17 protein-coding genes and 1 rRNA gene (1 of these 18 only partly in view) are annotated in these 21,615 nt (G+C 38.6%); 6 read left to right on the top strand and 12 right to left on the bottom strand.

All coding sequences use genetic code 11. The annotated features are described in order from the left end of the window. From ABT310_RS03665 to ABT310_RS03680, 4 genes are all read right to left on the bottom strand, one after another. Positions 1 to 1,102, bottom strand: a 16S ribosomal RNA gene (locus tag ABT310_RS03665); it reaches 424 nt to the left of the window's first position. Positions 1,103 to 1,393: 291 nt separating this feature from the next. After that, positions 1,394 to 3,439 (bottom strand): putative porin, encoded by a 2,046-nt coding sequence (locus ABT310_RS03670; RefSeq protein WP_375325393.1) that lies wholly within the window; start codon positions 3,437 to 3,439, stop codon positions 1,394 to 1,396. Positions 3,440 to 3,568: 129 nt separating this feature from the next. Then, complete coding sequence (locus ABT310_RS03675; RefSeq protein WP_375325394.1) at positions 3,569 to 4,951, bottom strand: RagB/SusD family nutrient uptake outer membrane protein; 1,383 nt, start codon at positions 4,949 to 4,951, stop codon at positions 3,569 to 3,571. A gap of 10 nt (positions 4,952 to 4,961) precedes the next feature. Continuing rightward, a complete protein-coding gene (locus ABT310_RS03680) occupies positions 4,962 to 8,015 on the bottom strand; it encodes a SusC/RagA family TonB-linked outer membrane protein (protein ID WP_375325395.1) in 3,054 nt (1,017 codons plus the stop codon). 231 nt (positions 8,016 to 8,246) lie between these two features. Here ABT310_RS03680 and ABT310_RS03685 point away from each other — a divergent pair, with 231 nt between their 5' ends. Continuing rightward, positions 8,247 to 8,843: a ribonuclease HII gene (locus ABT310_RS03685; protein ID WP_375325396.1), complete on the top strand. Its 597-nt coding sequence runs from the start codon at positions 8,247 to 8,249 to the stop codon at positions 8,841 to 8,843. Positions 8,844 to 8,872: 29 nt separating this feature from the next. Beyond that, the gene (locus tag ABT310_RS03690) at positions 8,873 to 11,326 is read left to right on the top strand and encodes a ribonuclease HII (protein ID WP_375325397.1); all 2,454 of its coding nucleotides are present in this window, start codon (positions 8,873 to 8,875) and stop codon (positions 11,324 to 11,326) included. Between the two features lie 71 nt (positions 11,327 to 11,397). Here ABT310_RS03690 and ABT310_RS03695 read toward each other — a convergent pair whose 3' ends face one another. From ABT310_RS03695 to ABT310_RS03705, 3 genes are all read right to left on the bottom strand, one after another. Next, the gene (locus ABT310_RS03695; protein ID WP_375325398.1) at positions 11,398 to 12,210 is read right to left on the bottom strand and encodes a YARHG domain-containing protein; all 813 of its coding nucleotides are present in this window, start codon (positions 12,208 to 12,210) and stop codon (positions 11,398 to 11,400) included. Between the two features lie 23 nt (positions 12,211 to 12,233). Further along, on the bottom strand, positions 12,234 to 13,334 hold the full coding sequence (locus ABT310_RS03700; RefSeq protein WP_375325399.1) for a leucine-rich repeat domain-containing protein: 1,101 nt from the start codon (positions 13,332 to 13,334) through the stop codon (positions 12,234 to 12,236). A gap of 235 nt (positions 13,335 to 13,569) precedes the next feature. Further along, a complete protein-coding gene (locus tag ABT310_RS03705) occupies positions 13,570 to 15,261 on the bottom strand; it encodes an ankyrin repeat domain-containing protein (protein ID WP_375325400.1) in 1,692 nt (563 codons plus the stop codon). 290 nt (positions 15,262 to 15,551) lie between these two features. Here ABT310_RS03705 and ABT310_RS03710 point away from each other — a divergent pair, with 290 nt between their 5' ends. The 3 genes from ABT310_RS03710 to ABT310_RS03720 all read left to right on the top strand — a co-directional run bounded on the left by ABT310_RS03710 (position 15,552) and on the right by ABT310_RS03720 (position 17,229). Then, positions 15,552 to 16,244 carry a hypothetical protein gene (locus tag ABT310_RS03710; protein WP_375325401.1) on the top strand — a complete coding sequence of 231 codons (693 nt, stop codon included), beginning with the start codon at positions 15,552 to 15,554 and terminating at the stop codon, positions 16,242 to 16,244. A gap of 302 nt (positions 16,245 to 16,546) precedes the next feature. Further along, positions 16,547 to 16,945, top strand: a complete 399-nt coding sequence (locus ABT310_RS03715; protein ID WP_375325402.1) for a hypothetical protein — start codon at positions 16,547 to 16,549, stop codon at positions 16,943 to 16,945. A gap of 77 nt (positions 16,946 to 17,022) precedes the next feature. After that, positions 17,023 to 17,229, top strand: a complete 207-nt coding sequence (locus tag ABT310_RS03720; RefSeq protein WP_375325403.1) for a hypothetical protein — start codon at positions 17,023 to 17,025, stop codon at positions 17,227 to 17,229. A gap of 26 nt (positions 17,230 to 17,255) precedes the next feature. Here ABT310_RS03720 and ABT310_RS03725 read toward each other — a convergent pair whose 3' ends face one another. The 4 genes from ABT310_RS03725 to ABT310_RS03740 all read right to left on the bottom strand — a co-directional run bounded on the left by ABT310_RS03725 (position 17,256) and on the right by ABT310_RS03740 (position 20,531). Continuing rightward, positions 17,256 to 18,392 (bottom strand): amidohydrolase, encoded by a 1,137-nt coding sequence (locus ABT310_RS03725; RefSeq protein ID WP_375325404.1) that lies wholly within the window; start codon positions 18,390 to 18,392, stop codon positions 17,256 to 17,258. A gap of 237 nt (positions 18,393 to 18,629) precedes the next feature. Then, complete coding sequence (locus ABT310_RS03730; RefSeq protein ID WP_375325405.1) at positions 18,630 to 19,163, bottom strand: dihydrofolate reductase family protein; 534 nt, start codon at positions 19,161 to 19,163, stop codon at positions 18,630 to 18,632. A gap of 198 nt (positions 19,164 to 19,361) precedes the next feature. Further along, positions 19,362 to 19,847 carry a hypothetical protein gene (locus ABT310_RS03735; protein ID WP_375325406.1) on the bottom strand — a complete coding sequence of 162 codons (486 nt, stop codon included), beginning with the start codon at positions 19,845 to 19,847 and terminating at the stop codon, positions 19,362 to 19,364. A 9-nt stretch (positions 19,848 to 19,856) separates the two neighbouring features. Continuing rightward, positions 19,857 to 20,531 (bottom strand): hypothetical protein, encoded by a 675-nt coding sequence (locus ABT310_RS03740; protein WP_375325407.1) that lies wholly within the window; start codon positions 20,529 to 20,531, stop codon positions 19,857 to 19,859. 269 nt (positions 20,532 to 20,800) lie between these two features. Here ABT310_RS03740 and ABT310_RS03745 point away from each other — a divergent pair, with 269 nt between their 5' ends. Then, positions 20,801 to 20,947 (top strand): hypothetical protein, encoded by a 147-nt coding sequence (locus tag ABT310_RS03745; protein WP_375325408.1) that lies wholly within the window; start codon positions 20,801 to 20,803, stop codon positions 20,945 to 20,947. 65 nt (positions 20,948 to 21,012) lie between these two features. Here the strand turns inward: ABT310_RS03745 and ABT310_RS03750 are convergent, their stop codons facing one another. After that, positions 21,013 to 21,444: a hypothetical protein gene (locus ABT310_RS03750; protein ID WP_375325409.1), complete on the bottom strand. Its 432-nt coding sequence runs from the start codon at positions 21,442 to 21,444 to the stop codon at positions 21,013 to 21,015. Between the last annotated feature and the right edge of the window lie 171 nt (positions 21,445 to 21,615).

The raw sequence follows: 21,615 nt of genomic DNA on the forward strand, positions 1-21,615 counted from the left end.
TGCGCTCGTTATAGGACTTAACCTGACACCTCACGGCACGAGCTGACGACAACCATGCAGCACCTTGCAAGCAGTCCGAAGAAAGGGGTATCTCTACCCCATGCAGCCTGCATTTAAGCCCTGGTAAGGTTCCTCGCGTATCATCGAATTAAACCACATGCTCCACCGCTTGTGCGGGCCCCCGTCAATTCCTTTGAGTTTCATTCTTGCGAACGTACTCCCCAGGTGGGATACTTATCACTTTCGCTTGGCCACGGAGACCGAAGTCCCCACAGCTAGTATCCATCGTTTACGGCGTGGACTACCGGGGTATCTAATCCCGTTCGCTACCCACGCTTTCGTCCATCAGCGTCAGTACATGGTTGGTCACCTGCCTTCGCGATCGGTGTTCTATGTGATATCTATGCATTTCACCGCTACACCACATGTTCCGGCAACCCCACCATGACTCAAGACCTGCAGTATCAAAGGCAATTTTATGGTTGAGCCACAAACTTTCACCCCTGACTTACAGGCCCGCCTACGGACCCTTTAAACCCAATGATTCCGGATAACGCTCGGACCCTCCGTATTACCGCGGCTGCTGGCACGGAGTTAGCCGGTCCTTATTCTTACGGTACCGTCAGACACCTACACGTAGGTGCGTTTCTTCCCGTATAAAAGCAGTTTACAACCCATAGGGCAGTCATCCTGCACGCGGCATGGCTGGATCAGTCTCCCGACCATTGTCCAATATTCCTCACTGCTGCCTCCCGTAGGAGTCTGGTCCGTGTCTCAGTACCAGTGTGGGGGATCCCCCTCTCAGGGCCCCTAACCATCGCTGCCATGGTGAGCCGTTACCTCACCATCTAACTAATGGTACGCATGGCCATCCCTGTCCGATAAATCTTTAATCAAAATATCATGCGATATAATGATACCATGGGGCATTAATCCAAGTTTCCCTGGGCTATTCCCCTGACAGGGGCAGGTTCCATACGCGTTCCGCACCCGTGCGCCGGTCGCCGGCAGAAAAGCAAGCTTTTCCCCGCTGCCCCTCGACTTGCATGTGTTAGGCCTGCCGCTAGCGTTCATCCTGAGCCAGGATCAAACTCTTCATTGTATTTCCTTGAATGTCTTCCGACACCCGGAAACTCCAGAGCCCCCGCATCAAAATGGTTCTTAATTCTCTTTACGCTGTCGTTACAATATGTATATGAACTTCTTGTTTTTTTCTTCTGTTTCCGGCCTTTAAGCCTCTCAAAAGCGCCTTGCCTTATCAGCTAAGCGGGTGCAAATATACGCACGTTATTTTCTTTCCACAAAATGTTTTTCGATATTTTTTTCGAAAAAAAATCAATTAATTTATAAGTGCTTGTTTTTCAGCAATCCCTTGATCTACTTCTCAAAAAAATTATGAAAAGAAATTCCAGACCAATCCAAATCTGATTACAAAATCGCGGTACGGGTAATTGGGAGCCGAGTAATAATTGGGCTCTGAAAAAATGGAATTCAGGTGTTCCAATTTTAAATAAATTCTAGTTTGTTTCACCTTGGCATTTATAAAAACATCCATTAAGGGGTATGCACCAAACTCTTCGTTGTTTTGAATATAGAATTCTCCCAACAATGGATGGTAGGCATTCATATTATAGGAGGTGAAATATTTAAAGGTCACCCCTGTTTGCAAAAACATGGCCTTATCAAAAACATCACTAGAAAAATACAATGTATTCCTGGTCACCAATTGAGGAAGGTTGAGCACTTGGCTGTCTTGATCTACTTCTTGATACATTATGGTATTCATCAAGGCCCATTTGCGCCATTTTAGTTCTTTTTGATACTTGACCTTTATATGGTTTATGGTATTGGTTTCTTGAAACGGTTTTACAAATGCGGTTTCTGCTGCTTCATTTAATATATCCTCTTCGGATATTATGGAGGCAAAATAGGTGTAATTGTCAACGGCGTTCAATTCCGCCTGTAGCAATCCAAAGATTTTGGAATCGAAACCGAACTCCACACTCTTGGTGAGCACCTTTTCAAAATTGTCGGTATTCTGCCAATTAAAGTTCCTGTAATCGCTCTGGAACAACAGATAGTTAAAATCGGGCATTCTTGATGAAGCATGCACTCCGCCGAAAATGGCATGTTTAGGTGTTAGTTGGTATTTGGCCTGCGCATCAAAATTATTTCCGGTGAGCTCTCCTGACACTGTATAGTTTACATTTCCTTCCAAGGAAATGGGTCCGAAACTGTTTTTATAGGCGCCACCTACCGAAATTTCCTCTCCTTTGAGCTGGTTAGGTATTGTCTCTTCTTCGGTTATTAAGATACTATTGAAAAAGTAATTGTAATTATAAAGGCTTACATTTCCTGAAAGACGTCCCAAGGTCCTGTTGGAAAATTCAACGCTACCTTTATTAAACATGGTTTTCAACCTGGCCAGATCTTCTATAGGGGTTAGAAACGGATCTTCTCCGAAAGCATCATTTTGGGCGGATTGTTCAAAATCGTACAGTTTGGTTTCATAGCTAAACTCATGCCCGATGGCCAAAGTTGTGGGATCTTTATCTTCTTCATTTTTTCTATGGTTGACCAGTTTGAACTGCTGATCAAAGAAGTATCGTTTTCCCAAGATTCGATTATTGGCATTTTCAAACAGCAAATCTACTTTGGCTCTATCTGAAAAATCATCCAGCCCTGATTCAAATTGCCTCCTATCCAACAAACCCCCACCCTCTTCACTACGGAGCTTTTGTGCAGCAATATGTCCACGGAAGCCATAGCGCTCATTTGGGGACATATAATTAAGGGTTATTCGGAATTTTTCATCTTGTGCTTCTTCATAACGATACTTACCCAACGATCTAAAGCCGGTATAGGCTATGGATGCATTAAAGGAACGAGACAAATTAAAGGTCAAAAGGGCATCTAAAAACTGACCTTGTTCCATGGTTGTCTTAAACATAAGCTCCGTCATCGGGGTTGGCACATGGTAGTAGTTAATGTCTTCTTTTTCGTAATACCCATAATTACGTGCTGTTGCTCCCAATGCCGGATAATAGGGGGTTGTTTTAAAGCTTTTGGCCAATTCGTTATACGGTTGTCCCATGTTCGCAAACGGCATCAATTCAAAATCATCTCTGCGCAAATAATTGTACTTGTACTCCTTATATATAGTAAGGGTAGAATCTACAAAAGTAATGGCCCTGTTATATTTAATGATTTTATAATCGGCAATGGATATGGAATCTTGCTTAGGTTTTATACGTTGAGCACCACCTCGCTTACCTCCTTTTATGGCGGTCTGACCAACGGAGTCTTTAGCTTTTGTTGCAATGGAATCTTTGGAAACCACTATTAAGGTATCCTTTTCTTTGGAAGGTGGTATTGAATCTTGCTGTGCAAAAATGGCCTGAGCCGAAAAAAAGATAAGGGCAAACGTTAAAAATCTCATTCCACTGTATTGGTTGGGCAAAGGTAAAAGTTTTGTTTCTAAAGAAATGTGAAAAATTTGGGCACAAAAAAAGTCCCGCAATACGCGGGACTTTAATACTATATTCAAATAATTTAAAACGATTGTCGATTAATAACCTTCGTTCTGAACCATGTTAGAGTTTGCATTGATCTCGCCAATTGGAATTGGGTATGCAAACAAGTTGTTCGGGTAACCAATTGTACCTAAACTGTTTTCAGTTGAACCCCAGTATGGGATTGACTGACCTGTTCTTACCAAGTCATCGTAACGGAACCCTTCAAACATCAATTCTTTTCTTCTTTCGTTAAGGATATCTTCCTTAGTTACTGAAGCGTAAGCAGATGCTCCACGGTTACCGGTAATCAAGTTGATTTGTGTAAGAGCGTCTCCGCCAGTCTCCAACAATGCTTCTGCATAGTTAAGGATAACTTCTTCGTATCTGAACAATGGAATGTTATCTGCACCTTGTGCTGTATCAGGGTATTTACCCATGTTACGCAAGCGAGTACCTCCATCTTGATACCCCAAGATATCAGCTCTTACATCTCCATCCTCAAACAAGTCTACCACAGTACTTACTACTTGAAGATCACCATATCCTCCTGGCTCATCTGCAGGGTATCTGTAGATATAAGACAATGCATTAGATCCTTGGTTATCCGCTCCACTAAAGGCCAATTCGAACAATACGTTCGCACCTCCATCGGCTGCCCAGCTAGACACATAGGAATCCGCACCAATAACAGAGTACAATCCCGAACCAATAACTTCTTCTGAAGCAGAAACTGCTCTGCTCCAGTCACCAAAGTAAACGGCTACACGAGCTTCCAAAGCTTTGGCCACGTATTTTGATACAATGGTCTTAGAGGTATCATAGCTTTCATCCATCATACCGTAAGCAGTCACTAAGTCATTATAAATGGCAGCTTTCACTTCATCTACAGTACTTCTTGCAGGAAACAAATCTTCACCTTTAAACTCAGTTACAATCGGCACCCCAAGGTTACCACCTGCATGCTGCTGACCGTACACACGTAGCAAATCAAAATGTGCAAGTGCTCTAAGAATCATGGCAGCTCCCTGAATGTGCTCCCCATATGCTTGATCCCCTTCCAAAGTGGTCACATCTGTATTGATAATGATATTTGAATTGGCAATCACATAATATGCATTATCCCAGATAAATCCGGTATTTGCATTGTACTCATATTCACCTTGAGTAGTAAATCTACCTGAGTTACCGTTTGAGAAACAGTTATCAGACCTCACTTCGTTGGTCGCAATCATATCACGGCCGTAGTATCCCGAACTGGTAAGCGAATTGTGCGCCCCTTTTAAGATACTGTACAAGTTATCTACTTTAGTAACACTTCCTTCAACACTTTTATTTTGTGAAAGGGTAGGCTCTAGACTGTCAGCCGTACAGGAACCCAACAAGAGTCCTGCCGCAGCAAACAACATTACGTTTATTTTATTAACTATTCTTTTCATCTTCTTTTTCTTAGAAATTTATGTTTACACCTAGAGAAATTGAACGGGTAGGTGGTGTTTCTAGACCAGTTTCTCCTGGATCCACCGTACCATTCTGACTATCAATATCAACTTCTGGATCAAACAACAAATTGTCATCCTTAACCCAAGTTAACAAGTTGTTTCCTCTAAGGAAAATTCTCAGCTTCGTCAACCCTACTGTTTCTAAAGCTTTAGAAGGCACATCATAACCAACAGTCAAAGATCTTAAACGCATGAAATCAGCATCGTATAGATATTTTGAGTGTCTTTGCCAAGGAGTTGCAGACGTAGTAAAGGCTCCGTTACGTGCAATATCACCTGGTTGTTGCCATCTATCCAACAAGGAAGTATATCCTTGGAAGGCCAAAATTGGGTAAGCATTTGTTTGGTTCAAATACAAGTGCCATCCTTCATAGATCTTGTGTCCACCAGCATAGTAACCATTAGCGTTCAAGAAGAACCCTTTATAGGAGAAGTTCAAGTTAAGACCAGCAGTAGTTGTTGGAACCGCATTTCCGCCTTGGAAAACGGCTTCAGCCTCATTAAAGTTGGTTGTAGTTTCTCCATCTACACCATTGATGTAGTATTCCTCAATACCTGTTTCAGGGTTTACACCTGCCCAAGTTGGCATGTACCATGCATACGCTGGGTGACCAGACTCGATTCTTGTTCTAACAGTTGTAATGGTTCTTTCTTCACCATTTGGATCTGTTGGCAAGGAAGTAATTTCGTTTTTCACGTATGAAAAGTTACCTCCAATACTTAAACTTACATCTGGAGTGTTAACAACATTAAAGTTAAGGTCAACTTCGTAACCTTTGTTATTCAACTCACCAATGTTCTGTACTTGACTAGCAAAACCTGTGGTCTGAGACAATGGCACGTCCAACAATAGATCTTTTGAATCTCTGTTAAAGTAGGCAAAGCTACCACTAACCACATTGTTGAACAATCCAAAATCCACACCAACATCCAAGGTGTTGGAAGTTTCCCAAGTTAGGTCCTTGTTACCGAATGTGTCCACATATTGTGCACCCTCGCCACCGTAATCAGCAGCATATCCAAACAAAGACTGGTATTGATTCAATCCAATTAGGGCGTTACCAGTAACACCGTAGGAAGCACGCAACTTAAGTGCGTTCACCCAATCTGAGTCTGCCAAGAAGTTTTCCTTGTTCAAGTTCCAGGCCGCACCTACAGACCAGAAGTTACCCCAACGGTTGTCTTTACTAAAACGTGAGTTTCCTTCTCTTCTGTATGATAGATCCAACACATAACGACTATCGAAAGCTGAATAGTTTAACAATCCCATGTATGCACCAACATACCAATCATTGAAAGAAGAACTAACTCCTGTTGGAGTACCCAAGTTGTCCAAGTTTTCCAATCCTTCATCAGCGAAGTTCTGACCCTCACCACCTAAAAAGTAACGACGGTTGGATTGGTATTCTTGAAGTGCCTTAAACTTAAATCTGTGATCTTCATTAATTTCAAAATTGTAATCCAAGTAGTTTTGGAACACGTAGAACACATTGGTCCTGTCATATTGGCTGGCATCACCACTAGTTGGGGCACCGTAACCATATGTTGGGTTAGAGTAAGATCTAAAGTTGTACAATTGCAAATCCACATTGAAAGTAGAACCAAAAGTCAATCCTTTAGCAAAGTCCCACTCAACCGAGTTGTTGGTTACAATACGAGTAAGTCTGTTCTCACTGGTATTGTTCTCTACCAAATACAATGGGTTAGGCAATGAACCTCCAAAAAGGTTGTAGCTACCATCTTCATTATAAGGCATTAACAATGGAGAGATGAAATATTTTACAGTACGTGGACTTTCAAAATATGCACTGGTCTCCAAGAAAGCGTTTTGCAACATGTGCGAAGCTTGGTTGTTTGAAGAGAAAGTGATATTATCTGTCAAATCTTTAGAAAAGTTCAAAGACCCAGAGATTCTTTCAAAATCTGACCCGATAACGGTAGCTTCTTGTTGCATATAACCTAAGGAAGCAAAGAAGGTATGTCCTTCACCACCTCCAGAAGCAGAAAAACTATGTTGTTGGATAACGGCATCCTTATTGGCTACAGCTTGATCCCAACGAGCCTCTGGACGACCATTAGCGTCCCACTGAGCAAATGGACCAGCCAATAATGCTTGTGTAGCTTCTTCTTTTGTAGGATAAATACCATCATTGAAATAAGCCTCAGCTGAAAGCTCCAAACGATTCGCAGCAGTCAATGGCACTGGACCAGTGATGGCATCGTTCTGGAAACCGTAGCTACTGTTGATATTGAATACGGTTTTACCAGATTTACCACTTTTAGTAGTAATCAAGATTACACCGTTAGATCCACGAGCACCATACTGTGCTGTTGCAGATGCATCTTTAAGTACAGTAATAGACTCAATGTTGCTTTGATCCAAACCTGCCAATGCAGAAAGTGAAGAATAAGCTCCACTTGTTCCAACGTTTCCATTACTTACTGGAACTCCATCGATAACATATAAAGGTTCGTTACCAGCTGTAATAGAACTGATACCACGAATTCTAATGTTAGAAGTAGAACCAGGAGTACCTGAAGTTGCTGAAACCGTAAGACCAGAAACATTACCCTGAAGGGCTTGATCAACTGAAGGAGCAATGATTTCCCCCAATTTCTCAGAATCTACTTTCACTACAGAACCAGTAATATCGGAACGTCTCTGCGAAGTATACCCTGTTACAACAACCTCTTCCAAAGCTTGGGTATCAGCTTCCATCTGAACATTTAAAGTGCTAGAGGCACCAATGGTTCTTTCGGTTGTTTTTTGGCCGATGTAACTAAAACGCAATACTTGGCCAGTATTGGCTGTAATGGTATAATTACCATCAAAATCGGTTTGAGTTCCGTTACTGGTGCCAACCACCAAGACAGAAACTCCAGGCAATGGCAAACCCGATTCATCGGTTACATTACCTGAAATTGTTTTCTCTTGTGCAAAAGAGACAGACATGCACAATACCAAAAATGGCATGAGCATGTACATAAATTTAGTTCTCATGTACTATTTATTTTGAATTAGCATCGCCAAAAATCTAGATAAATAGGAAAGTTGCAAAAACTTTAACACGGACATAAAATCATATATTTGCAAAAATTTATTTTTGTTGAGATAACCTTAACAATTGTTGTTTTTGTAATCCTTTTACTATTAGTTTGTTACGATTTTTCTTAACTTATTTTTAACGACAAGAATGAGTCTTAATCGTTTTGTGTTAAATTTTTAACGAGCATGTTAAAGTCTTGTTATCACTCTTTTTCTGAAGCTGGAACCGATGAAGCAGGCCGTGGATGTCTTGCCGGACCCGTGACCGCAGCAGCCATAATCTTACCTGAAAACTTCAAAAATCCCATTCTTAATGACTCCAAACAGTTATCAGAAACAAAGCGTGAACTCTTACGTCCAATCTTGGAAGGAGAGGCTGTTGCCTTTTCCGTACAACATGTGTTTCAAGATGAAATAGACGAAATCAATATTTTAAATGCCTCCTTTTTAGCCATGCACCGTGCGTTGGACCAACTACAACAGGCCCCCAGTTTTATATTGGTAGATGGCAATCGTTTTAAACCCTACCCTAACATCGACCATGAATGCATCATCAAAGGGGACGGAAAATACATGAGCATTGCCGCAGCATCGGTATTGGCCAAAACCTACCGAGACGAGTACATGGCCAAAATCCATGAGGAATTTCCAATGTACAACTGGAAAAAGAACAAAGGCTACCCCACCAAAGAACATCGAGAGGCCATAAAAGAACACGGACTTACCAAATATCATCGAAAAAGCTTCAGACAACTTCCAGAACAATTATCGTTGGATATTTAAAAGTTCTAACTTTGTTTGAAACTTCATGCATGAGATTAAAGGTACTTTTCTGTTTGACCGCCATTTTTTTAGCATCCTGCGCAAAAGAGGTAAAGACCAAAGATTCCCTACTGGACCTACTACCTCCCAATCCGGCACTAATTATTAAGGTAAATAACCTCACCAATTTTAAGAGTGAACTCAAAAACAACTCGGTTTTAAAAAAACTGGAGGGTTTTTCAAACATTCAAGATCTTTCTGGAAAGTTGGAGGCTCTACATCCGCTTTCTACAGACACCAACTGCCTTTTGGGATTTTATGAAGTAGGAAAAGACACTTATGATTTTATATTGGTAGTTCCGAGCATGTCCAACCTATTTAATGTAGATAGCATCAGCAATAAAACGGTGGAAACCCTATCCTACGAAAATACCACCATCACAAAATACGTTTTGGAAGGCAAAGAGGTGTACAGCACCCTGGAAGGAAAAAATCTTTTGATGAGTTCCTCCCAAATGTTGATGGAAAATTTGGTGCGCACCAAAAATCAAAACCCGACCGACCCAATTTTATCAAAAGTGTACCAAACCAACTCACTCGATAAATCGGCTACGTTTATCATGAACATGGAAGGGAACACCTCCCTTCTATCGCTAAAGGATGGGGCAAACACCGATAAAGCATTTTCCTCATGGGTTTCCTTGGATTTTACGGCCAATTCAGATGATATTAGCCTAAGCGGGGTTGCCATGGCCAACGATTCCACTAAAAATTTCATCAACCTATTTAAGGGCACCAATGCCTTGGTGAACAAAACTCCCGCCCTGGCCCCATTAAATTCCGAAGCTATTATATCCTATACCTTTGATGATTACCAAATTTTGGCCAAAAACCAGAATGTGTATTTCGATAGGGTGAAAGCTGTGGATTCCCTTTTCAACACTATTGAAGAAGTGGGTGTGGTGTATATGAACCACAGCAAAGCTGTGCTATTGCATTCTTATGGCACACAGAGCCTTTACGATTATTTAGATGGACAAAAAGTAGGATCCGAAAATTATCAGGGTAGTGAAATCATGGCGCTTCAAGAAAAAAACTTTATTACCGATGCCTTTACTCCACTGGTCTCCGATTTTGAATCTAATTTTTGCACCATTCTGGAAAACAGTTTTGTTTTTACCGAAGACAAAGAAACTCTGCAAACACTCATCAGTAATCACAAAAGCACCTCATCTTTCAGCAATGCGCCGGTATATAAAACTGCGATGGGCACTATGGCTACAGAATCGAGCCTATTATTTATTGCCGATGCATCGGGCATCGACCATTTTGCAGAGCAAAATTTGACTTCAGAAGTTTTTGAGGACATTGAGAAAAATGATTTTGGAGCATATGCCTTTGCGTCGCAAATGGTGATGGACAATGGCTTTGCGCATTTTAATGTTTTGGCATCCAAAATTGGAAAAACCCAAGAGACCAATACCGTAACACCACTATTTACTTTAGAGCTGGATACCGACTTGGCCACCCAGCCCCAATTTGTAAAAAACCATAGAACCAACCAACAGGAAATTGTGGTGCAGGATCGCAACAATGTGCTGTATTTAATTTCCACAGATGGAAAAGTGCTTTGGACCAAACAGCTTGAAGGAAAAATTCAAGGGGAGGTTCAACAAGTGGACATTTATAAAAATGGACGGTTACAATTGGCCTTTTGCACCGACAACCAATTTATGATCGTGGACCGCAATGGAGACGATGTTCCTCCTTTTAAAATGGAATTTGAAGGTGGCAACCTAAACCCATTGGCTATTTTTGATTACGATGGCAGTAAAAATTACCGTTTTGTGATAACCCAAGGCCGAAAAGTGTTCATGTACAACAACCAAGGTAAAATTGTGAACGGTTTTACTTTTAAAGAAGCACCCAGCAACATATTGGGAGCTCCAAAACACTTTCGAGTGGGCAGCAAAGATTATCTGGTGTTTAAATTGGAAGACGAAAGCCTTAAAATTTTACACCGAGTAGGAAGTGACCGCATAAAAGTGGACGAGAAAATCGACTTTTCCACCAATGAGGTTTTCCTCTACAAAAACAAAATTTCGGTGACCAACAAAACTGGGGTGCTACATCAAATTGATACCAATGGCAAACTCACTGCCACCAATTTTAACATGAATAAAGATCACGGCATGTACGCCACCAGCAACACTTTGGTGTTTATGGATGATAATGTGTTGAGTATTCGCGGTAAAAAGGTTGAACTGGATTTAGGGGTTTACTCCAAACCCAAGATTTTTTACATCTACGATAAAATTTATGTATCGGTGACGGATATTCAGAACCAGCAAATCTATCTTTATGATAGCCAAGCGGAATCTATCCCTGGTTTTCCAGTGTACGGAAGCTCGTTGATTGATCTAACGGATATGGACAATGACCGAAAATTGGAGTTAGTGGCCAAGGACCAAGAGAATTCGTTGATTGTGTATAAGATGAATTAAATTTTATCTAACTAAGTAAGAATTTAAAAAACACTACTTTTCGAAAATCAAGTCTTAATTAAATTAATTATTTAGAGTTTTTGCTTTTCGTACTTAAGTATATTTTCCAAATTAAGTTGCTCGATTAAAAGTAAATCTTTATTTGAGACGGTATTTTTTATTGGAACATACCAATCTTTCTTATCAAAATATTCTTTCCAATATCTATTTTTAAACTTATAGCCATGAGATGCAAATATTTCATTTCTCAGCACTGCTAATGAATCTAATGAGAGGCCATTTAGCTCATTATAATTCAATAGGTATAAACTTATTCGACGATTAACCCTATTAGGGTCAATGTTTTTAACTCTTATTTTTTTAAACAATCCGTTTTCTTGAATTTCATATTCCGAAACTTCAATATTTATTGATAAGGTAGTTCCAGAATTACAATCAAATTCTTGCTTGGTAGTATGTACTGATATGTTTTCACTATTGAAAAGACCTAAATTTGAGTAAATTGAAAATGAACAATCACTTAAGCCGCCCTCTACTCTGATTCTATCGACCATAATACCATTTGGTTTGAATGAAGAAATAAAAGAGCTTGATTGATATCTATATTTATTTTTTCTCTTATGTATTGTCGAGATTACTATAAAAGTTTCTGACATGTGAACAACAGAATCAAATAATACAAAATCGTATGGTTCACTAGGTGAATCAAAAAATTTAATTATTTGATTTTTTGATAACCTGTCACCAGAATTCAATTTCAAAATTTGATTAAAAACATTTTCAGTAGATTCTTGAGAATAACTTAATTGGCTTATAAGGAGTGAAAATAAAATTAAGCAAGAATAAATTTTATAGTCTGATTTACTAGCCCATAGTTGTTTCATAACGATATCTTTAATTCTTACCTCTAATCCCTAACCTTAATCCTAATTTTTGGCCTTAGTTCTTTAAGCTTTTCAATCTGTTCGTTGGGCACCTTGGAACTCAGTTCAACTTTCCATAGCTGCTCACAATCAAACAGTGGAGAAATATCTTCAATTTCTGTTTGGGAAATGTTAATTGACCCTAAGTTGGAACAGTTTTTTAATGGGGCAATATTCTGCACCTTGGTTCTAGAAATATCCAAATCGGTAATATTGGTTAAACCATCGATTATATCCAAATTTTCAATACCCGTGTCCGAAATTTCCAAAACCCTTAAATTTTTCATTTTTGCTAAAGCAGAAAAATCGGTTAAACTATCACACCAATTGGCATGTATTTCTTGCATATTTTCATTGTTCTCAAGAAAATCCAAGGAGGTAACCTGTTTGTCATTGGACATTCTTATCACTTCCAAACTGCTCAACGATTTTAATACTTCGAGTGCCTCGTCGGCAGCCTGTTTATTCATATAAATATTCAATTCCTTAAGGTCTTTGAGATGTGCTACTGGTTCATAATTTTCAAACGTATGTCCAAAACCATATAAAGAAAGCTTTTGAATATTTGGAGTTGTTTCCAAAAACGAAATGGAATTCACATCACTCATATAAAAACTTACATTTTTCAACTGATCATGGCCGCCTAAAGCCTCTGTGTTGGCCACTCGAGTGGCATAAAAGTTAATCTCGGTCAATACCATCAACTTGGCCAATGGCCCCAAATCCAATGGGGTTTCCTCTGAAGATTTTAAAGAATTGAACCCCAGCGTAGTAAGGGAATCCAAATTTGAAATCGCATCAATATTGGAAATTAGTTCATTATTGCGAGACACTTCCAATGTTTTTATCCATGGGAAATTTTTACAAGCCAAATCAAAATCTTGTTGGCTGGCTACTTTTCCAATCACAACATTTACATTTTCCTTTTTTTCCGCATTATTGATGGCCTCTATAGCCTCAGGCGTAACATGATTGATAATTATGGAGTAGGAATTAATTTTAAAATCGATTGGGTCTTCTTGAGCACGCATTGTATAAACACTTAAAAGCATTAGAGCGAACAGTATCGATATCTTTTTCATCATTTTATTTTACTTGGTTTTAGCCTATTATCTGAAGAGTCTTTTTATCCTAAGAATAAATTCCAAAAAGACTTAACAGCACAAAATTGCCTAAATGATGAATATATATGAGTCGCCAATTGACCAATGCCTATTCTCAATTGATGTATGGAAAAAAATTCGTTGATTGTGTATAAGATGAATTGAGCAGAAAGAGTGAATAGGTTACTTATCGGTCCGTATAATAGTAGTGGCGGTTTTATGACCACAGTCTTTTCCACCAAGATTGTTGTTTGTTATTTGCACTAGTATTCAAGTTGGCACTATCCCCGCCATTACTTTTATACTTTGTTATGCCCTTTTTTATTTCCTCAATATCCACGGAGATTATCTCTGAATGCGTTCGAATAATTATTGAACTTTCGTTTTTAATTAGCTTAATACCCCGAATTTCCGATATTAGGTCTAAACCTATTTCGTTTACTATTTCTCCAGTTGATGAGTAGAGAATTATTTTCTTTCCCTTGGCTAGAGCAATGAAATCATCATTGATAAACACTAAATCACTCAGGTCATGTTCCGATTTAAATTTGGATATATCAACTGTCCAGATAGTAGTAACTTCTTTCCCTTGCATTTCACAGAGCGATAGAGCTTTTGGAAATGAGACAGCAAATTTGTTCCCTGATGAATTAAAGCCAAAGCCTTCTGATGAATTATTCCATTCAATAAAGAAGGTATGGATAAAATTCAATTCATTCTCTCCTGAAAGCGTATAAATGCTGTGATATGTTTCTTGGTCATAACAATAAGTAGATATTAGATCTTCATCCTTATTGATTAGTGGAAAAAATACTCCATCATCCATAGAATGTTTTTCAAGTAGCTTAAATTTCAAGTCCAGAATATAGCTCGTCCATCCATCACTGGATAAATATATTTTCTTCTTAGGTAGGAATGTAATTTGGTCTAATCTCCCTTCATTGAAATCAATTGATTCCAACAATTCTAATGTTCTTGAATCAATTCTTAGAAGTTTATTGTCCGCAGTTGGAATGATTATATTATTTGACTCATCAAAGGTGAAATTCCGAATAGTAGGTAAATCGATACTTATTGCATTAATCGCTATAAATTGATTTTCTTGATTTTTGTATCTTATGATCGTTGATGATTTGGTTAAAGCGATTATTTCATCATCTTCAATCGGGTGTTCAGAGAGAAAATATATTTGCTCAAATGATAGTGATTCTGGTTTTTGAATTTTTGTTATTTGATGCGAAATAAGTTCTGGATAATTTGTCTGTAGGTGTTCAATAATTTTTTTTCTAGCTCCTTGTTGAGCTAAAACATATGGAGTACGACTGCTACTATCTTTATGCCATTTTGCTCCATTTTTAAAGGCATGTTCAAAAACTTCCACATTATCTGACCATGCTTTACTGTGTAGTATTGAACTATTGTTTTTATCTTTTAGAGATATATCGATATTATGTTTCAGATAAATATCAAGTGTTTTTATAGAATGGCAATTCAAAAATTGGGGTTCTTCTATGTTTATTTTAGCACCTCTTGTCAATAGTTCGTCAATAATCTCTGTTCTATCATCTCTTGTCGCCATATCCAATTCTCTGTCATTCATTGTTGCTCCAGAATCCAAAAGTAGAATTGCAATATCAAGTGTTTTAGCCCAGCACAAAGGAGTAGCATAAACACCGCTTCTTTCAGCATTGATTTTAGCACCGTTTTTAATCAGATATTTTGTTATCTCAAAATTGCCACATTCAGCAGCTTTGTGAAGAGGGGTATGATCCATCCATCCCTTTAAATTTATTTCTTCAGGGTGATTGTCCAGATGCTTAATAGCATCCGAGTTTTGATGATTCTTGATAAGTTCAAAAATCTCAGGAGTTTTAGTATGGTCAGTTTGATAAATGTTTTCTTTCACCATTCTCTTCAATTGGGCATAACGGACAGCTAAATATCGTTTTAATGATTTTTAGCGAACGATAAGTGAAGTTGGTATTTTTCTGGTTAAAATTCCATGGTCGATTTACCAATCGGCTATTTCAATTGACGGATTAAACCATAAAAGCATTTTCGCCCTCTACCATACTCACTTTTAGGAAGATTTTCCACCTATACAATCTCTTTAACGAGTTACACATTTCTTCTACAAATAGCCGAATTGTTTTGTAGTTTGTTTCAAAATTAACCTTCAACAAATCAAAACTTTACCAGATGAAATCCTTTTCAATTTTAATATGCGTTGTTCTTTTTAGCTGTCATTTTTCGGTCGCACAATCCGATTGCAGCACTTACTACCCCTTGGTCGATGGCATTGCCTTCCAATACACCAATTATGATAAAAAGGGCAAAGAAGATGGTAAAATCAATTACAGTGTCAGCAACGTTCGCAATGAGCATGGTGCCACCACGGCCACCATGCTGATGGAAATGGTGGACAAAAAGGGAAATACCTATAACTCCGATTACGACATTAGCTGCAAAGGCGATGTGGTCAGCATTGATTTTAAATCGTTGATGAACGAACAAATGCTGAGTCAGATGGGGGATATGGAAATGGATATTTCGGGCACTGATATTGAACTACCCAATTCTTTAACTGTGGGCCAAGAACTTCCCGATGCCAACATTAGCATTAAAATGAAAATGGGTGGCGGTATGAATATGAATACAAATATTGACACTGTAAACCGTAAAGTGGAAAAAAAAGAAAGTGTGACCACCCCAGCCGGCACTTTTGATTGTTACGTGATCTACAGCGAAACGCAAACCAAAATGATGATGGCCAATCAAACCTTTCCTTCACGCACATGGATTGCAGAAGGTGTGGGCATGGTAAAACAGGAATCGTACAACAAAAGCGGAAAATTAATGGGCAGTTCTTTGCTTACGGAATTCAAAAAATAAATCGCTCCTATTTAAAAAACATAAAACCGAGGTGCAAGCCCCGGTTTTTTTTATTTCTATTGCGCAATTTGCCCTCCCAATTACAACCAAAAATGAGGCTAGTTCAGCATACACTTCTTGCTTATTAGACCACTACACACATAATTATCAACACATTACACATTTTTCCTTCATTTAAAGAAAGAAAATATCTACTTTTTAATTAATACAAACAACTGCTCCAAATTTTAGGACTTAGCAACTTTATGGCTAACCATGAATGATTCCCCACATAATGTTTTAAAATATAAACACTTAGAATTATGTCAGATACAATTGGAACATTTTGGATAGTAACCAAACAAGATGAAATATTTGCATTCGGAGATTCTCCTAAACCTAGGAACAGAACTTTTTCATTCGCACTTACAGAGGAAAACTATAATAGTTGGGCATATATCACCTTAATGGCCCGTGGAGTTACCTACGATAGAAATAGAGTCATCCTCAATGATGAATTTATTGGCTATCTGAATCCTACTCCAAACAACTTTTGGATACAACAAACATTTATAGTTGAAGTTTATGACCGACAAATCTATGGAGATGGTCCTTTGAACAGATTAGTGATTGAATCGAACAATTCGGCCGGAAATTCATCAGGTAATTTAGATGATTTTGATATTAAACACATCATCTTTCACCATAGAACTCACCGATAATCTTCCACTGAAGTTAGGTCAATGCTATTAAAATAGGCTTCTAATGAATAAGAACACATCAAAATAAATAATAGAGCATGGACAATTATTACATAAATACCCAAGCACAAGAAAATGGAGACCATGAAGTACACAAACCAGGTTGCAGTCATCCTCCATTGGTTCAGAACAGGAGAGCCTTAGGTTCATTTTCAAACTGTGAGGATGCCGTAGTGGCTGCAAAACTCATTTATCCACAGTCCAATGGCTGCTATTACTGTACAAGGGCATGCCATACCACTTAAAAAATTATCAAAATTACATTTGACACCTACCCTTCCATTATTCCTAGAATAATAGATTTGAACATGGAGCACCCTGTATCTAGCAATTCATCGGGAAAATCGTAATCGGGGTTGTGCAATGCCGGTGTATCTAATCCGGCCCCAAGTCCGAACATTGCCGTTTTATACGATTTGGAAAACCAGCCAAAATCTTCTCCGAATTTAAAAGGGTAATTTCTCTCCATAATTTCCAAACCATTTTCCAGTGCTGCTTTTTGAATATACTCATTACACTCTTGGTGGTTCTGGCTTGCCGGAAAATATTCCAACCAATTAAGTTCAAAATCCAATTCATGTTTAGTACACTTCTCCTTGACCAAGTTTAAAATGTTGGACTTCAAACTTTGCATCATCGCTCCGCTCCAGCATCTAATCGTATAATGCAATTCTCCATAGCCAGGCGATATGCCATAGGCTTTTTGACCAACAAAAAGATGCACCGGCGTCAATACGGCAAAGTCTGGATGGTTTGGCTCAGGGTGGTTTAATTGATTGATTTCTCCCACCAATTCCGATATGCAAAGCGTAGGGTTGATTCCATGTTCGGGTTCGGAGGCATGGGATTCCGTTCCTTTTAATTCAAGCGCAAAACTTATCACCTCGGCAGAAAAGCCACTTTTTATAAGTATGACCCTATGCAGTGGTTCCTTTGGAATATTATGGAGCGCAAAAACATAGTCGGTTCGTAATTCCTTAAAGTGTATATCCTTAACAATTCTTTCTGCCCCTTCCCCTGTTTCCTCGGCGGGCTGAAACAACAAAATTACCTTCCCAGCCTCAAACTCACTTTGATGAAGCCATTTGGCCATACTTGCCACAATGGCCATATGTCCATCATGTCCGCATTTGTGGGATACCCCATCTGCTGTTGATTTATACCCGAACTGATCGCTTTCCGAAATAGGGAGGGCATCCAACTCACAACGGATAGTTATGGTTTTACCCTTTTTGGAGAATTCATAAACTGCGGCCAAACCTGCTCCTCCAATCCCTTCTATAATTGTGGTGGGCTTGTACGGCTCTATATACTTTTTGATGATGGATGCCGTGCCATACTCAAAATTGGACAATTCTGGGTTGGCATGAAGTTGGCGCCGCAATGCGATGATTTCTTGGTCTATCAACTTATTTTGATGTGGATTAGTTTAACCCTCAAATAATTAGAACTTTTAAATAATAAAACCCTAGGTATACTTCTCGATTGTTATTAAACATTATTGAACTTATCAGTATCGGTTATGAAACCTATTACTTTATAAGTTAATACTTTCCAACCGTGACAATACTTACTTAAAGCCAAATAACGTTCAAATACCCCGGTCACCCAATGCTTTATAAGGCTTGTGGTGACCTGAATTCCTTTATTTTTTCCTATTGTAGGTTAATATTTGAAGACCATCAGAAAATGATTCCTTGTCCGTCAGCTTCCAACTTTCAGATGTAATTGAAGTACCAAATAATCGAGTTCCCTTTCCTAGTACTATTGGATTTAATTTGAGTTTCAACTGATCAATTTGCCCATTGTCCAGCAACCAACCAGCAAATTGCCCTCCACCACAGAGATATATATCAGATTTTGCATTCTTACGAATTTCATTCACCCGGTCAACACTGATTTTCTCGATTCTAACAGTTTCTGATAAATTATCTATTTCCAATGTGTCTGAAAAAATGTGATGTTCCATATTAGGATATCCAGGTTGACCTGGTTCAAGCCCATATTGATAACCAAATTCATAGGTTTTTCTTCCCATTATAACTGTTCTGAATTCCGAAAGGTCTGATCGATATTTTTCAACTCCATCCCCTTGTAAAATAAACTTGCTTATATCATCATTTTCTCCTGCAATATATCCATCCAAGGAAATTGCTACGTAATAAATTATGTTATTCATACGGTTTGTCTTTTATCAAGTGTCGGTTTATTATTGGCTATATTAGAAATATAATTCCTTTAATATTTCGACTTTGCCAAGAACTAAATGAATTATATCCTTAAAAATTAAAATTCGGGTTTTGCGAACAATATTTCTTCAACGAATTGACGGATACCTTCTTTGAATTGACGGTTGAGAACTTAACTTTTATATTTCTTAGTTTTCCTTCAAATCTGAATTCAATAAGGACACAAGTTCCTGGTTTCGATTTTGAGTATCAATAATCAATTCATTTTGATTAAAAATAATCATTTTGATTCCAAAAAGGTCGGACAGTAGCTTCTCATCTGTAGCAATATCCAAATTAGAAACAGCGGGCATTTTCGATGAAATCCCAATGGTGTTGGAAACAAATTCTTTGGTGAAGAGCTTTGGGTAAGATTCATCGACGACCCTTCGGTTCAACACCATAATACGATTTTGCACACCACCTAAATAGTTATAATCATAATACTCAGAAAGAGCCACCTTCAAATCAACATTTTCAATTAAATCAATGCTTTCTGCAGATAACATATTATTATAAGCAATGCGCCCAGGGTCAAAAACTTGGTAGAAGGTAAAGTCATTGGCGTTTTCATTGAAAATCCGAAAACGCTCCTCATTGCTGGGCGTATCAATAAAAATTTGATCATTGGTCATAGTGTAATTTTAATGCACCATTCCTGAGGGGGTGATCATTATATGGGCCTTATGCGTGCCCGGATTCATGATCCAAGGGTGATTGGACCCAACTGGTTTTTCTGGTAGCCCCGTGGATTCGGCCGTAGCAAATGGCAAATACACCACATAACGATATTGGGCTTCTTCCACTTTTGAAGTTTCGGGATTGTACCTATCACTGGGGCCATAATACAAATGCAAAGTAGCGCCTGGTTTGCCCATATCCAATTTGCCTGATTTGGCTTCTTCCTCTCGAATATCAAAAATTTCCGGACCCGATTTGCCCTCTGCTCTTAATTCACGACCCCGTGCCATAAAAGGTTCCAAACTTTTATGATAGCATGCAGCATTAAATCCTTTGTTTGTTGGGTCATCCACAAGAACAATAAATTCGTTGTCTCCTTCCCTAAAGGTTACAAATTCACCGGCCATATTGTACCCGATTACTGTGCATCCCTCCCTACTCTCTGCTGGGGCTGCCATTAATGAGGCCGCGACCAAGGCTTCATCAGAGTCAATGGGAACAAAATTGGCTTCGATTTTATGGGCTACGCTATCCACAACGGTTGCTTCCATTGCTGATTCTTCTCCTTTATCTTTATTCGAAGTATTACAGGAAATCAGCATTCCTGCAACGGCAAATACTAGTATAATTCGTTTCATGGTATAGAATTTAATTCATCAATCATTGTATAGCTGTTTGAAAACACAACTGATTATCAATCAATATTTTTGATACTTGGATCAAGTAGAAAGTTAAGAATTATATTCGGTAAAATGGTACGGGAATGTTTCTAGGCTGCTCTCCAAAATTTGATAATTAAATCAGACTGAATTTTATATTGAATTGGATTGGTTCAACCTCTAAATTAGATGGAATATTTAAAATAGGAAAGGGAGAGGATATGTCACTTATTGACTAGCTAGCACGTGTGCGCTTACTAGTATTTAATAGCAGCAAGATAGCGCAGCTGCCCAATACCTACAACGTCACCTACGAAGAACTGCAATCCGAAAGACAAAATCCAGAAGCAAGAACCTCGCTAGGAGAGAGGAAGTTTGCAGAATGGGTAGCGTAGCGATGAAGTTCGGATGGACTCAGCAGAATTAAACTTGAGCGGATGCGAGCTAGCGATTGTTGGTGTTAGTTACTCCTTCTGAGAATCCATGTTCCAGTCCAAGCGTTGGTTCTTGTTCCGTCATTTGAAATTTCAATAGTGTTCGTGTCCTTCATTCTAAATCCGTAATCGTAGATTTGATCTTCGTGCGAAAGAGTTAAAATGCCGTTCGATAAAAAGTATTTTCCTGGGCCAACTTCATAATCAGTTTGCCATATTTCAGTGTCAAACCTGGATTTGGGATCGTATCTTGGATAAAACTCTTCTCCACTGATAAATTCAAATCCCTGTTCATACCAGTTGAAAATAGAATAAGTGGTTAGATGTTCATCTCCATCAATGTCGATGTAAGTTTCTAAATTCCATTTTCCTTCAATGTCAGGTTTATCGAATGAATTTTGATCATCGTCACAAGAGATTAAGAGTATAATGGTAATTAAAGTCAATGAATTTTTCATAAGAACTTATTTCTGGAACAGTTAACACGAACGTTTAAGATATGAATCGTTTTTAATGATTTATATACACCGATACCTGCCTGACGGCAGACAGTAGTGAAATTAGATTATTTCAAATTGAAATATTTCAACCAATTGACGAATGCCCCATATGAATTGACGAATGAAAAA

Source organism: Flagellimonas cixiensis (assembly GCF_042134615.1).
Taxonomy (GTDB): Bacteria; Bacteroidota; Bacteroidia; order Flavobacteriales; family Flavobacteriaceae; genus Flagellimonas; species Flagellimonas cixiensis.

Excerpts from the sequence above, each read along its gene's own strand:
- ABT310_RS03670 (WP_375325393.1), bottom strand. The coding sequence starts at position 3,439 with ATGAGATTTTTAACGTTTGCCCTTATCTTTTTTTCGGCTCAGGCCATT.
- ABT310_RS03675 (WP_375325394.1), bottom strand. The coding sequence starts at position 4,951 with ATGAAAAGAATAGTTAATAAAATAAACGTAATGTTGTTTGCTGCGGCA.
- ABT310_RS03680 (WP_375325395.1), bottom strand. The coding sequence starts at position 8,015 with ATGAGAACTAAATTTATGTACATGCTCATGCCATTTTTGGTATTGTGC.
- ABT310_RS03685 (WP_375325396.1), top strand. The coding sequence starts at position 8,247 with ATGTTAAAGTCTTGTTATCACTCTTTTTCTGAAGCTGGAACCGATGAA.
- ABT310_RS03690 (WP_375325397.1), top strand. The coding sequence starts at position 8,873 with ATGAGATTAAAGGTACTTTTCTGTTTGACCGCCATTTTTTTAGCATCC.
- ABT310_RS03695 (WP_375325398.1), bottom strand. The coding sequence starts at position 12,210 with ATGAAACAACTATGGGCTAGTAAATCAGACTATAAAATTTATTCTTGC.
- ABT310_RS03700 (WP_375325399.1), bottom strand. The coding sequence starts at position 13,334 with ATGATGAAAAAGATATCGATACTGTTCGCTCTAATGCTTTTAAGTGTT.
- ABT310_RS03705 (WP_375325400.1), bottom strand. The coding sequence starts at position 15,261 with ATGGTGAAAGAAAACATTTATCAAACTGACCATACTAAAACTCCTGAG.
- ABT310_RS03710 (WP_375325401.1), top strand. The coding sequence starts at position 15,552 with ATGAAATCCTTTTCAATTTTAATATGCGTTGTTCTTTTTAGCTGTCAT.
- ABT310_RS03715 (WP_375325402.1), top strand. The coding sequence starts at position 16,547 with ATGTCAGATACAATTGGAACATTTTGGATAGTAACCAAACAAGATGAA.
- ABT310_RS03720 (WP_375325403.1), top strand. The coding sequence starts at position 17,023 with ATGGACAATTATTACATAAATACCCAAGCACAAGAAAATGGAGACCAT.
- ABT310_RS03730 (WP_375325405.1), bottom strand. The coding sequence starts at position 19,163 with ATGAATAACATAATTTATTACGTAGCAATTTCCTTGGATGGATATATT.
- ABT310_RS03735 (WP_375325406.1), bottom strand. The coding sequence starts at position 19,847 with ATGACCAATGATCAAATTTTTATTGATACGCCCAGCAATGAGGAGCGT.
- ABT310_RS03740 (WP_375325407.1), bottom strand. The coding sequence starts at position 20,531 with ATGAAACGAATTATACTAGTATTTGCCGTTGCAGGAATGCTGATTTCC.
- ABT310_RS03750 (WP_375325409.1), bottom strand. The coding sequence starts at position 21,444 with ATGAAAAATTCATTGACTTTAATTACCATTATACTCTTAATCTCTTGT.